Source organism: Butyrivibrio sp. YAB3001 (assembly GCF_900112195.1).
GTDB lineage: Bacteria > Bacillota > Clostridia > Lachnospirales > Lachnospiraceae > Butyrivibrio.
In genome coordinates this window covers 76565-89876 of sequence record NZ_FOKR01000002.1, presented here as the reverse complement: position 1 = coordinate 89876, position 13312 = coordinate 76565, and the positions used below count along the sequence as shown (strand labels likewise).

The 13312-nt window shown below is 39.3% G+C and carries 12 protein-coding genes; all 12 read right to left on the bottom strand.

The features are described from left to right. Positions 1–19: 19 nt before the first annotated feature. Positions 20–2140, bottom strand: a complete 2121-nt coding sequence (locus BM086_RS00370; protein ID WP_092321739.1) for a chemotaxis protein CheA — start codon at positions 2138–2140, stop codon at positions 20–22. A gap of 144 nt (positions 2141–2284) precedes the next feature. After that, a complete protein-coding gene (locus tag BM086_RS00365) occupies positions 2285–3355 on the bottom strand; it encodes a protein-glutamate methylesterase/protein-glutamine glutaminase (protein WP_175560039.1) in 1071 nt (356 codons plus the stop codon). Between the two features lie 2 nt (positions 3356–3357). Beyond that, entirely contained in the window at positions 3358–4080 is a 723-nt protein-coding gene (locus BM086_RS00360) for a flagellar brake protein (RefSeq protein ID WP_092321735.1), read from the bottom strand. A gap of 41 nt (positions 4081–4121) precedes the next feature. Next, on the bottom strand, positions 4122–5045 hold the full coding sequence (locus tag BM086_RS00355) for a MinD/ParA family protein (RefSeq protein ID WP_092321733.1): 924 nt from the start codon (positions 5043–5045) through the stop codon (positions 4122–4124). A gap of 11 nt (positions 5046–5056) precedes the next feature. Continuing rightward, entirely contained in the window at positions 5057–6307 is a 1251-nt protein-coding gene (flhF, locus tag BM086_RS00350) for a flagellar biosynthesis protein FlhF (RefSeq protein WP_092321731.1), read from the bottom strand. 1 nt (position 6308) lies between these two features. Next, on the bottom strand, positions 6309–8366 hold the full coding sequence (gene flhA, locus BM086_RS00345) for a flagellar biosynthesis protein FlhA (protein ID WP_092321729.1): 2058 nt from the start codon (positions 8364–8366) through the stop codon (positions 6309–6311). Between the two features lie 36 nt (positions 8367–8402). Then, on the bottom strand, positions 8403–9554 hold the full coding sequence (flhB, locus tag BM086_RS00340; RefSeq protein ID WP_330391458.1) for a flagellar biosynthesis protein FlhB: 1152 nt from the start codon (positions 9552–9554) through the stop codon (positions 8403–8405). Next, positions 9529–10314, bottom strand: a complete 786-nt coding sequence (locus BM086_RS00335; protein WP_092321727.1) for a flagellar biosynthetic protein FliR — start codon at positions 10312–10314, stop codon at positions 9529–9531. Before BM086_RS00335 ends, flhB begins: the two co-directional genes overlap by 26 nt. A 121-nt stretch (positions 10315–10435) precedes the next feature. After that, positions 10436–10708 (bottom strand): flagellar biosynthetic protein FliQ, encoded by a 273-nt coding sequence (locus BM086_RS00330; RefSeq protein ID WP_092321725.1) that lies wholly within the window; start codon positions 10706–10708, stop codon positions 10436–10438. A gap of 30 nt (positions 10709–10738) precedes the next feature. After that, on the bottom strand, positions 10739–11683 hold the full coding sequence (gene fliP, locus BM086_RS00325; protein ID WP_242952098.1) for a flagellar type III secretion system pore protein FliP: 945 nt from the start codon (positions 11681–11683) through the stop codon (positions 10739–10741). Next, a complete protein-coding gene (locus tag BM086_RS00320) occupies positions 11673–12038 on the bottom strand; it encodes a flagellar biosynthetic protein FliO (RefSeq protein ID WP_092321723.1) in 366 nt (121 codons plus the stop codon). Before BM086_RS00320 ends, fliP begins: the two co-directional genes overlap by 11 nt. Positions 12039–12064: 26 nt before the next feature. Further along, positions 12065–13309 carry a flagellar motor switch phosphatase FliY gene (gene fliY / locus BM086_RS00315; RefSeq protein WP_092321721.1) on the bottom strand — a complete coding sequence of 415 codons (1245 nt, stop codon included), beginning with the start codon at positions 13307–13309 and terminating at the stop codon, positions 12065–12067. Positions 13310–13312 lie beyond the last annotated feature (3 nt).

Below are 13312 nucleotides of genomic sequence, written 5' to 3'. Positions count from 1 at the left end.
TAGAAATCAGTGACTATGATCAGAAAATTGAGTTTGTATCAAGGATAAGTGCTATCTCACCATCTCCAAGGATTGTAGCTCCACTTATGAGCTTGCACTTATTTGTATATTTTCCAAGAGGCTTGATAACTATTTCCTGCTGGCCCATAAGTTCGTCAATAACAAGACCTGCAAGCTGATCGCCTTTTCTGGCAATAACAACAACCATATCTTCATCAGGCGACTTTGTTGAATCTGTATCAAGCACGTCATTAAGTCTGATAAGAGGAAGAACACTTCCACGAAGATTGATTACTTCCTTATTTTCTACAAACTTAATATCTGCCGGAGAAACATCCTCAATACTCTGAATTGAATCTAGAGGAATAGCATATTTTTCCTGACCGATGATAACCATAAGAGCCTGGATAATAGCAAGTGTAAGAGGAAGTCTGATGACCCATGTGGATCCTTCACCAAGCTTTGTCTTAACAGTTACTTCACCGGAAAGTGATTCAACCTTAGATTTAACAACATCAAGACCAACGCCTCGACCTGAAATTTCTGAAACCTGCTTAGCCGTTGAGAAACCAGGATGGAACAAAAGCTCAACGCACTGTTTCTCTGTAAGCATTGCAGCCTGATCAGGAGAAACAACTCCTTTTTCAATAGCTTTATTCTTTACTGCTTCTGCATCAATACCATTACCATCATCGCCAACTTCGATAACAACACTGTTACCATCCTGGAAAGCGTGAAGGAATATCTGACCAACTTCAGGCTTACCGCGCTGTGCACGAAGTTCAGCATTCTCAATACCATGGTCAGCACTGTTTCTGATAAGGTGCATCAAAGGATCACCAATCTCATCTACAACGGTACGGTCCATTTCAGTATCTTCACCAGTCATCGTAAGTTCCATCTTCTTGCCAAGTGTCTTGTTAAGATCACGGATCATACGAGGGAATTTCTGAAGTACGCTCTCAATAGGCACCATTCGAACTTTCATGACTGATTCATGAAGATTTGTGGTAACACTTTCAAGATATTCAATCTGCTCAGTTACGTTACTTACACCTGATGTATTTGCTGCAGAAATAAGTGAGTTCTTGGCAATGATAAGCTCTGATACAAGGTTCATAAGAACATCGAGCTTTTCAATATCAACACGGACTGTTCTGTTAACAACAGGTTTTCCTGCCGGTTTCTTTCCACCGGCTGCCTGACCCTGAGCTGCTGCAGGCGCAGGTTTATTAGCCTCTGTAGTTGCAGGAACAGCAGCTGCGGGCGCAGCTGCATTTGCTGCAGGTGCCTCTTCCTTTTCTTCCGCAGACTTAGCGCCGCTTGGATCAAACTCACCGCATTCGCAACCTTCAACTTCAGAAACGGCCTTAACAATCTCTTCAACCTTTTCTTTTCCTTCATCAGTGATCAAAATAAGGCTGAATGAAAATTCAAATTTTTCATCTTCAATATCCTGAGTATTCGGATCAGATACAGCTATTTCGCCAATATCTTCAAGACCTTTGAATACAAGGAAACCTCTGGCAGCTTTCAAAATACAGGATTCCTGTATATGAACAGTAACACCCCATATTTTCTTGCCCTGTGATTTGGCTTCCTCTAATGTAGACTTTACAGACGGATCAAGGCGTATTGCTCTATAATCCGAAGAACCATCAGCTCCGGGTGCAGGACCATCTGCAGCAGGAGCACTTGCAGCAGCACTCTGAGCAGGTGCAGCAGCTGCGGGAGCATCTCCACCGGAAGGTGCTGCTCCGCCATTTCTGATATCCGCAAGGGATTTTATGATATTCTGATGCTCGTCAGTACCCTCGTCCTGATTCTCGGTGATATTATCAACATATCCCTGAATAGCATCAAGGCACTGTAATAATACGTCGATATCGGCAGATTTGATCTTTATCTTGCCTGCACGAACATCAGAGAAAACATCTTCCATATCATGAGTAAGATTCTGCATTCTTGTATAGCCCATGGTTCCGGCCATACCTTTCATGGAATGAGCTGATCTGAATATTTCATTGATACAATCCTCATTCTCAGGATCCTGCTCAAGAGTCATTATGTTGTCATTGAGTGACTGAAGATGCTCTTTAGCTTCATCAAGAAAGACACTTAGATACTGGGAAACATCCATAACCTATATACCTCCATAAGAAAAAAGTGAAATTCACAAAAGCATAGTCATATTATCGCATACTTTTGTATGTTTTATCGGTTTTTCGAATGGAGGAATTTAGAAAATTTAAATTAAAGAAAAATTAAAAAGTAATGAAATCCCTCAATTCACACCGACATGCATTATGATTTCCTGGGCAACGTTTTCAAGTTTTACAACCTGATCAACAAGTCCAGCTGTTGCAACTGCTTTGGGCATTCCATACACGGTACAGGTACTTTCTTCCTGACCGATAACAAATACTTTTTTCTTTGACTTAAGATTCTTGATTCCTTCTGTTCCGTCGGCTCCCATCCCCGTAAGAACCACACAGCAAATCTCATCGTAGTCAGACTCCATAAGCGATTCATACATAAAGTTAGCGCATGGCCTTACACCTTCTCTGGTTGGTCCATCCACATAATGGATTGAACTTCGGCCACCGTTTTTAACAATATGCATGTGCTTCCCTCCTCGAGAGATGTAAACAACACCATTTTGAAGCACATCTCCTTCAGCCGCTTCCTTAACCTTTACTTCACTTAGCGAATCCAGACGTTCAGCCAAAGAAGCGGTAAAACCTTCAGGCATATGTTGAACAAGAACAATTGGCGTTTTAATATTCTTAGGCAGTTTAGGAATAACAGATTGAAGAGCTCTTGGTCCACCGGTAGAACTTGCTATCGCAACAATTCTGTTTCCTGTTATCCTGCTTGCTGATTTACTGACAAGATCAACTACCTTTTTATTATCCCTGACTTCATCAATTGAAAAAGAACGAGTAGGCGCAGCCGCCTTTGATTCCGATACAGCAGCCAGTGTATTTATGAACTGCTTAACAAAATCATCGCCCCTGCATTCTGATGCTCTGTCAGGCTTATGAATAAAATCAAGCGCGCCAAGATCAAGCGCATCCATGGTTACTTTTGCACCTTCTTTTGTGTCAGTGCTGCATAACATGATCTTTGCTTTGATCTTATTTTTTTGAAGTTCCTTGAGCAACGTAATACCGTCCATTCTTGGCATGTTTATATCAAGAACGACAACATCGTAGGTATTCTTTTTTAAAAGCTCAAGACCTTCAACACCATCTTTTGCTTTGTCAACCACCTGAAATCTTGAATCTGAGTTAATAATATCACTCAGTACAGTTCTCATAAGTGCAGAGTCTTCAATTAATAAAATTTTTCTCATAATTAAGTTTGCTTCTTTCTTATTTTTCGTTCTTCTTCAAAAATAAAGTGAATGATATCTTCTCGTGAGTTTTCATCAATGTAGTTATATTGTATTCTATGTTCAAAAAGCCCCGGTCTAGTTTCCAATTCATTAACTTTTAGAACATTACATATCATTTCATATTCTTTATCGTTAGCATTTCCCGGAAGCCTGTATGAACAATAGATCAAACTACCTTCGTCATACTTAAAATTAGCTACAAATCTAAGTCCTCCGCCGCTTATATCAACTACTACACTTCTTTGAAGAGAAACATCCGAATCAACCAGGTATTTCCGGTTCATCTCATAGGCTTCAAGTTCTTCCTTGGAGCTTTGCCTTGATTTAAGTTCAAGTGCGCAGCTGAATCTGTAATATTCCCTTCTTTGGAGCTTTTGTAGTTCGCTTGTAAGGTCCAGCACCAGAATATAGATATTGTCACTCCTGTAGCGGTCTACAATTCTGGAAAAGCATTGATAAAGACCTTTATTACTGTAAAAACACAGATTGTACTCTCCGTCTACAGGTAAAAGAACAAGTCTCCCTTTTTCGTATGGCATCAATACTTCAATTCGATCATCTGAAGTAATGTCCATTACTTTACTCATATAAATCTGCCTTGTCCTGACATCATCATCCATCCATATCTTACCGGTTGCTTTAAGCTCGACACGGTTTCCCGGTGAAATGTAATCACTTAACATATTCCACAACTTCTCCATTCTAACGATAGTGATATTAAAGTTTACGGATTTTGAATACTCTCTATTATCTGAGGATTGGTGCTGCTAAGTTTTCTTCCTGTAATAATATGTGAAAAGAAAGCTGCCATTCCCCTTGGTTTAATCTCAATCTCATCATCAGGATTCATCAGCTTTGCTGCAATATTTTCAAATGCTCTTACAGACCTTGCATTTGGATACTGCAGTGATACAGGTGACTGCTGCATAACACTTCTAACCAGCATCTGATCCTGCGGGATTGAACCCATATATGTAAGAGGAATCTTCAAATATCTTGAAACAACAGTGTTTAGCTTGTTAAATAACTGTTGTCCCTCTTCTTCCGATGTTACCCTGTTTGAAACAGTCTTCACAATTGTATCCTCTATGGAAAACCTTGGAGACTGATTAAGTGCCTTTAATAATGAATATGAGTCAGTAATTGAAGTGGGTTCGGGTGTTGTTACAAGGATAACTTCACCACTTGCTACCAAAAATTCGGTTACTGCACTCGATATTCCTGCACAGGTATCTATTATTATTATATCAGCAATTGCATCTAATTCGGCAAGATTAACTATAATATATACAAGGTATTCTCTACTTAAGTTATACATTCCGGAAATACCTGAACCGCCGGAAATAAATCCAACACCTTCAGGTCCCCAGGTAATGATATCCTTGATATTCTTTCCCTGATATATAAGGTCGCAAAGATTATGTTTTGGAACTGTTCCAAACATGATCTCTATGTTGGCAAGGCCAAAATCCGCATCCAGAATAATTACACGTTTTCCCATTTTTCTGAACTGGATAGCCAGATTGATCGCTACATTAGACTTGCCTACACCACCTTTTCCACTGGTGACGGTTATTATTCTTGCTAAGGGACGCTGTGGTTTGCTACTATTTTTAATTATATTTCTAAGCTGTTGCGCCTGATCCATAAATCCACCCTTTAACTTTTTCCGCCTAAGAGATTTTTAACAATTTTCTGTGCATCGAAAACAGCAATATCATCAGGAACATTTTGTCCGTTTGTAATGTAGGCTATAGGCGAACCTGTATGCATCTTGATGTTGTAAAGATTTCCCTGAGCTCCTGTCTCATCCATCTTTGTAAAAATAAGTTTGTATGCAACCAGTTGAGAATAAGCATCTGATATTTCGATGAGGTCTCTATACTTTGTAGTTGCAGAAAGGACAAGGAAATTCTCACATTCCATGCAATCCTCCAAAGCTCTTATATAACCTTCAATATCAGACTTTAATTCCTCATTATGTAAAGAGTGTCCTGCAGTATCGACCATAACATAATCATAGTCTTTAAAGTCTTCAACCGCCTGTTTCATTTCTTCAACAGAATAGATTACCCTGCATGGAACTTCCAGGATTGAAGCATAAGTCCTAAGCTGTTCAGCAGCGGCAATTCTGTATGTATCTATTGTCAAAAGAACTACTTTCTTTTTCTTTGTAACAAATAATTCTGATGCAAGTTTAGCAATTGTAGTAGTCTTACCTACACCTGTCGGTCCAATAAATATCTCAGCCTTTGGCCCATGCTCATTGGGCTCAATAGGCTCGGCTTTTCCAAACTTAAGCACCATCTTCTGATATACGTTAGCAAGTGCAAAGTCAAATGGCATCCCCGGCTTGGAAATCTTTTCAACTTCATCCGTAAGCTGATTTATATAAATCTCATCAACTTCATTTTCTATAAGCGTATTGTATAAGAGTTTGATAAAAGACATTGTCTCCTCAGATATATTCGTCTTAGGAGGTTTAACCTTTACAGGTTCAGCTTCTGCCTGCTGTTCTTCTTTTTCATCCTCTTTTGCGTTGTATTTAATGTTTTTCTCTAAAAGAGAACTTAAATTATCAAGTTTTTCCTCAATGGCACTGCCTTCATCCTTAAGCTCAGATGATTTTGAGGGCTTTGAAACAGGTTTTACAGTATCTTTCTGACTTCCTTCCACCAAAGGCCTTAGCTGCGGCACCACACTCTTATCCGGAGTATAATTTTTCATCTGGCGTTCAGATTCTTCTTCCAGCGCAACCGTAACCTCAATCTTTTGAGATTGAAAGAACGAGAAAAATCCTGTTTTCTTCATTGGTCGCACATTCATTACAACAATGTTCTGACCAAGTTCCTTCCTAGCCTCATCAGTTGCTTCGTTTTCAGTTTTTCCAACATACTTTTTGATAATCATATTATGCAGTTACCATCCCCACCGACTGAAGTTCCACATTAGGTTCCACCTCATTGTATGAAACAACAATCAAATCTCTGTAATAATCTTCTGTCATTTTTTTGAAATACATTCTGACAATAGGCGATGCCATTATGATAGCAAGTCTTCCCGTCTCTTCAAGCTTTCTTACCTGCTCTCCGACAGCATTTAAGATTGCCTTTGTTCTTGCAGGATCAAGTGTAAGATAAGCCCCTGTCTCAGTCTGCTTGACACTGTTCATTATTTCCTGCTCGATCTTAGGATCAAGAGTTACTACGCTTGTTGTCTCACCCGCAACAAAATATTTGTTGGAAATTGCACGTTTCAAACTCTGACGAACATATTCCGTTAAAATGTCCGGGTCATGAGTAGACGGTGCAAAGTCGGCAAGTGTCTCAAATATAGTAACAAGATCCCTTATGGATACGCCTTCTTTTAACAGGTTCTGCAATACTTTCTCAATTTCACCAAGGCTCATAAGCTTAGGAACAAGTTCCTCAACAAGAGCAGAATGGCTTTCCTTGAGATTATCAACAAGGTTCTGAACATCCTGTCTGGTCATGAGCTCTGCGATATGCTCACGGATAACCTCAGTTAACTGAGTTGCAATTATTGATGGCGGATCAACTACGGTGTAGCCAAGACTCTCTGCCCTTTCACGCTGACTTTCAGTGATCCATATAGCCGGCAGATGGAACGATGGCTCAAATGTAGGAATACCGGTGATTTCATCTTCAACATGCCCCGGATTCATCGCCATATAGTGGTCAAAGAGTATCTCACCATCACTAACCTGTATACCTTTAATTTTAATGATATATTGATTAGGATTCAACTGAATATTATCTCTTAATCGAATAATTGGAACAACTGTGCCAAGTTCAAGAGCTATCTGTCTTCTTATCATGACAACTCGGTCAAGAAGATCGCCGCCCTGATTGACATCCGCAAGAGGAATGATTCCATAACCAAATTCAAGTTCAATAGGATCAACCTGCAAAAGACTTGTTACATTCTCAGGCTGTCTGATTTCTTCCGCCTGCTGTTCTTCTGCGGATTGTACCTCTGACTCAACCGATACTTCTTCGATTGTCTGGGATGTGATTCTTCCAAGCAAAATAAATGCAGCACCAAAAGATACATAAAGCACTGTAGGAAGTGGTGATAAGATACCAAGCCCTGCCAAAACTCCGCCAACAAGATACAAAGTCTTTGGCATTCCAAAGAGCTGATTGATAAGAAGATGGCCAAAATCTGCTTCCTTTGAGCCCTTTGTTACAAGAATACCTGTTGACATTGAGATCATAAGAGAAGGAATTGAACTTACAAGTCCATCACCCATAGTCAGGATTGAATAGGTGTTAATGGCTGTATTTACATCCATTCCCTTTCTAAGCATGCCCATTGCAATTCCGCCGATAAGGTTAGTTGCGGTAATTATAAGACCGGCTGTTGCATCTCCCTTAACATACTTGGTAGCACCATCCATGGCTCCAAAAAAGCTTGCTTCTTCCTGAATCTTATCTCGTCTTGCTTTCGCTTCTTCATCCGTTATGGCGCCTGTATTCAGATCCGCATCGATAGCCATCTGTTTACCGGGCATAGCATCGAGAGTAAATCTTGCAGATACTTCAGCTACACGTTCTGAACCTTTGTTGATAACCATCAGCTGAACGATGATAAGAATTACATATACAATCGCGCCTACGATAAGGTCACCGCCGCCAACGAAAGAACCAAATACTTCGATAACTTTACCGGCGCTTCCCTCAGTAAGAATAAGTCTTGTTGATGAAACGTTAAGCGCAATTCTGAATATTGTTGTAAACAGCAAGATTGTAGGGAAGAATGACATCTGTAATACATCAGTTGCAAACATTGCAGTGAACATGATTACAAATGAAAGCGACATATCAAACGCAAGCAAAAAGTCAAGAACCCAGTCTTTCAGAGGAATAATGAGCATGATAATAGCCGCAACAATATAAAGTGCAAGGCCATAATCATAAATTCGATTAATGATAACCTTTTTATTCATGTTCATCCCCCTTCATAGATTTTGTAAAAACTTATATCAGGCTTTGCCCTTCAAATGATAAACATATGCTAGCACCTCGGCTACCGCCTTATATAATTCCGGCGGAACCATTTCGCCGACCTCAACATTTGCATATAACATTCTGGCCAAAGGCTTATTTTCAACAATCTCGATATTATTTTCCCTTGCTACTTCCTTGATCTTCTGAGCAAGATAATCTGCACCCTTTGCAAGAACTACAGGCGCATCGGCTTCTTCTGCATCATATTTGATAGCTACAGCGTAATGCGTAGGGTTTGTGATGACCACATCTGCCTTTGGAAGCTGTTTCATCATCCTTCTTCTGGAAGCTTCCATCATTCTTCGCTTCTGAGCTCCCTTTACTTCAGGATTTCCTTCGGAATTCTTATACTCATCCTTGACTTCCTGTTTGGTCATCATCATGTCTTTCTTGAATTTGCGTTTCTGATATATGAAATCCGCAAATGCAATTATCATGTAAGCTGCGGCAATCCGCATGCCAAGACCTATTATAAGGTTTCCCATAAGTCCAATGGCTTGAAGAAGTGGCATATTATAAAGTAAAAAGATTGATTCTGTCCTCTTGCTAAAGTATGAAATAATAACGATTGCCATAATTGCAAGCTTTAGCAGTGACTTGAATAACTCAAACAATTTTCTTGTTGAAAAAATCTTTTTCAGACCACTTATGGGATTTATCTTGTTAAGCTTTGGCTGGAGTGGCTTAGCTGTCGGCTTAAGTCCAACCTGAACGATGTCACACAAAAAAGCTGTAAGAAAACCAACTAAAAAAAACGGAGAACACAGAAGCAAAATGGTCAAAAGCGCATTATTCAGTACACTTCTGATATAAAGAAAAGGAAGATAATCATCGTAAAGTCTGGCAATATTTGGAATACTGTCATATGCCCTTGAAAACTCCTGAAAAAAACTTTTTCCCAAAAATCGATACAAAATACGAAGCAGAATAAAAAATGCCAATAATGAAAATGCTGTCGCTACTTCCTGGCTCTTGGCAACCTGACCTTCCTTTCGGGCATCCTCCAATTTTTTTGGAGTAGCTTCTTCTGTCTTTTCCGCGCCATTGGCATCTTCAGCAAAGAACTGAAGATCATACTTCATGACCGGTGTATATGAATAATCAACTACTCTGCATACTGTAGACAAAATTCTCCATCAGCTCCTTCATATTTATAAATACAAAGTTCGAAGCATCTCCAAGCATCGTAACTGTAATAAACATAATAAGAAGACCAATAATGATCTTAATCTGGATTCCAACCGCAAACATATTCATCTGTGGAGATACTTTAGCAAGAATACCCAGTGTTACGTTAGTAATAAATGTGATTATGAATATTGGCAGACAGATTCTGAATCCGATAACAACGTAATCTTCAAGAAACAGCAATATCGATTCCATTAATCTGTCTGAATGTATCACAGCACCATTTATCGGAATAAGTCTGAATGTATCAACAAGTGCTTTTAAGATATAACGATACATTCCAGATGCAATAAGCATCATGGTCAGAACCTGTGAATAAAGATTTCCTGTAATGGTTACCTGTGAATTTGTATTATTATCAAACATACTGACCATCGAAAGGCCTATCTGCATATCAACGATCGTTCCTGCAAAGGATGCGATCATGTTGCAGAGCTGTACAGCAAGACCTATCAAAAGACCTGCCATAACCTCTTTAAGAACAATTACAGTAAAACCAATTATCGTATTGTAATGGGGAGCTGAGAATGGAACTGCGCCATATAGCATTATGGACAGGATCAGACTAAATCCAATCTTTACAAGATTTGGAGTCTGATTGCCACCAAAAAACGGACAGACAAACACAAAGCTTGCTATTCTCACAAGAATCAAAAGAAAAATCTCTAAATCCCCATAACTAAAGCTGTAATTTAGCATACACGTTCCCTAAGAAAATATATCTGATAAAATATATAACTTTATACTATTAATTGTATATAAATTTAGAAAACCAGTATATAGAAAATTTATTAGAAATATCTAAACTTTTTATATTTTATTACCGAACATATCTCGAAAAATCAGACCAAAGACTTGTTATATATCCTGAAAGTTCAGTAAGCATCCAGTTTCCTATGAGCATTATCATGGTAAAAACTCCAAGAACTTTAGGAACAAAGGTAAGCGTCTGCTCCTGAATTGAGGTAACAGTCTGAAATATTGAAATGATAAGACCAATTGACATGGAAGTTAAAAGCACAGGAAGAGCCATTTTTATTACCATAAACAGCGCAGCACTTACAATACTATTAATATCAGCAACTGTGATCATAAGTTCATCCTCCTTTTATCAAAAATCCGATCAATAAAACGTTTTAACAAGATTACCGATAATAAGACTCCAACCATCTGCAAGAACAAATAATAAGATTTTAAACGGCAGCGAGATCGTGGTTGGCGGAAGCATCATCATACCCATACTCATAAGCACCGATGCAACTACCATATCGATAACAATAAATGGAATATAGATAACAAAACCAATAATAAATGCTCTTCTAAGTTCACTTACAACAAAACTTGGGATAAGGACTACATTAGGAATACTCTCAAGTTCGCCATCCCACTCAATTCCATCAATCTCCATGAAAAGAACTACATCTTTTTTCATGGTCTGACCGTACATGAAATTTCTGAATGGCTCCATTGCTTCCTTAAAAAACTCTTCCTGATCCATTTCGCCATTTTCAAAAGGAATAACAGCATCGTTATAAACACTTGTAAGCGTGGGCTGCATTATGAAAAGTGTCATAAACAAAGCAATCCCAATCATCACCAGGTTAGGTGGTGATGTTTGGGTTCCAATGGCTGTTCTTGTAAAATGAAGGGCAACAATGATTCTTGTAAAAGAAGTCATCATCACCAGAAGAGTTGGTGCAAGGGTAATTAAAGTAAGAGTAATAAGGATCCTGAGAGCACCATTTAAAGAGCCATTTCCATTGTCATACGTAATAGTAACAGTATTGGCAATGTTAAGCTTCTTTAAATCGTCCGGATCCTCACTAGAACCAGGCTCATGGATATTTGTTCTTTCATCCGTAGAGCCGGTAAGATGGCTTTCGACGCTTGTTGTCGGATCTGTGGGTGTTGTATCCACAATAATATCTTCGGTTGCATGTACCGTTACAGGCATAGCAAACAAAGCTGTAAGAACAACAGTGACCACAAACAGTATCCTGACAAAAGCTATTCTTATACAATCCCTCATATTCTTTTTAAGTGAAAAAACTCCCCGCTCACTTGTCATCAGTATTCTTTTTCTCGCCTTTTATTTTTTCAAATATCTCTTTAAAGCTAACATCCTTTAAAGAAACATTTTTATTAAAACTTTCTTCTAATACCAGTTCATCAAAAGATACATCCCCAAGGTTTGTTATGTGATCATTAGTAACAGCAATAGAAACATATCTGTTGCCAATCCTGACAATCTGTATGTATTTATTGTTGGAAATTCTGAAGGTCTCTATAACTTCGATATTTTTGCCGCGTTCAGCCCCCTTTTGATAATTGGCTATCCATTTTGTCACATAAAATGTAACTGCCAAAACCAAAATAAAAATTATAAGGACAGATAAAAATTGCAAATATGAATCTACTCCCATAGTCCCCTCAAAACGCCGTGTAAAGATTACTGAACAATCTCAGTCACACGAACACCAAAACTTTCCTCAATAACTACAACTTCTCCCTTGGCAACGAACTTACCATTAACAAGAACATCAACAGGTTCACCGGCAACTTTATCAAGCTCAATGATTGTTCCCGGAGCAAAATCAAGAATATCCGAAATAGGTTTTGCAGTCCTTCCAAGCTCAACTGTAACCTCAAGCGGTACATCTTTAATGATTCCAATGTTCTCGCCACCAGCCATAAGCGTAGTTGGACCGGCAAAATTCTGGAACTGCGCAGGCTGAATATTCATATTCATCATAGGATTCATAGGCATTTGCATCTGTGGCATTCCCATACCCATACCCATTCCCATCTGTGGCATTCCCATCTGCGGCATTCCCATTCCCATGCCCATCTGAGGCATCTGGCCTGCCATCATGTTCGGATCCATCTGTGGAGCGGCTGCCTGTTGTGCCTGTGCAGGATCCGGTGCTGCCGGAGCAGGTGCCGGTTCCGGCGCTGAATCGCCACCCTGTTCACTGGTGATAACTGTATCCTTAAGAGTTTTTGCAAAGTCGATTGGATACAACTGCATCAATGTTGAGTCGACGAGTTCACCTACCTGCATTTTAAAAGAAATCTTAACGAATGTACCGGTAAGGAAATCTGCGATATCAGACGGGTCATCATTAATCATGTCAAGAACTGATGCCTGTGGCGGGCTGATATCTACTTTCTGATTGATCATTGTAGAAAGAGATGTGGCAGCAGCACCCATCATCTGGTTCATCGCTTCTGAAATAGCAGAAAGCTGAAGTTCGCCAACTTCACCATCAGTATTGGTACCATCACCGCCCATCATAAGGTCAGTGATTACCATAACATCATGCTCTTTCAGAATAAGGATATTAGTTCCGTCAAGACCGACTGTATATTTGATCTGAATAAATACACAAGGTCTTTCATAGTTGTTTATTACGTTCTCCCAGTTTGCAAGTTCAACCTGAGGTGTTGTAATATTGACTTTCTGATTAACAAGGGAATACAGCGTAGTAGCTGAAGAACCCATGCTAATATTGGCAACTTCACCAATCGCGTCTTTTTCAGCATCATTCAAAAGAGATTCATCTATACCAGAAGATCCACCAGAACCGGAATCTGCGGAAGAATCACCTCCTGAAGCAGCAGCGTCACCATCACCGGAAGAATCCATTCCAGATAGTAAAGCATTAATTTCATCCTGTGATAACATTCCCTCCATGGT

Excerpts from the sequence above, each read along its gene's own strand:
- BM086_RS00370 (WP_092321739.1), bottom strand. The coding sequence starts at position 2,140 with ATGGATGTTTCCCAGTATCTAAGTGTCTTTCTTGATGAAGCTAAAGAG.
- BM086_RS00365 (WP_175560039.1), bottom strand. The coding sequence starts at position 3,355 with ATGAGAAAAATTTTATTAATTGAAGACTCTGCACTTATGAGAACTGTA.
- BM086_RS00360 (WP_092321735.1), bottom strand. The coding sequence starts at position 4,080 with ATGTTAAGTGATTACATTTCACCGGGAAACCGTGTCGAGCTTAAAGCA.
- BM086_RS00355 (WP_092321733.1), bottom strand. The coding sequence starts at position 5,045 with ATGGATCAGGCGCAACAGCTTAGAAATATAATTAAAAATAGTAGCAAA.
- flhF (WP_092321731.1), bottom strand. The coding sequence starts at position 6,307 with ATGATTATCAAAAAGTATGTTGGAAAAACTGAAAACGAAGCAACTGAT.
- flhA (WP_092321729.1), bottom strand. The coding sequence starts at position 8,366 with ATGAATAAAAAGGTTATCATTAATCGAATTTATGATTATGGCCTTGCA.
- BM086_RS00335 (WP_092321727.1), bottom strand. The coding sequence starts at position 10,314 with ATGCTAAATTACAGCTTTAGTTATGGGGATTTAGAGATTTTTCTTTTG.
- BM086_RS00330 (WP_092321725.1), bottom strand. The coding sequence starts at position 10,708 with ATGATCACAGTTGCTGATATTAATAGTATTGTAAGTGCTGCGCTGTTT.
- fliP (WP_242952098.1), bottom strand. The coding sequence starts at position 11,683 with ATGACAAGTGAGCGGGGAGTTTTTTCACTTAAAAAGAATATGAGGGAT.
- BM086_RS00320 (WP_092321723.1), bottom strand. The coding sequence starts at position 12,038 with ATGGGAGTAGATTCATATTTGCAATTTTTATCTGTCCTTATAATTTTT.
- fliY (WP_092321721.1), bottom strand. The coding sequence starts at position 13,309 with ATGGAGGGAATGTTATCACAGGATGAAATTAATGCTTTACTATCTGGA.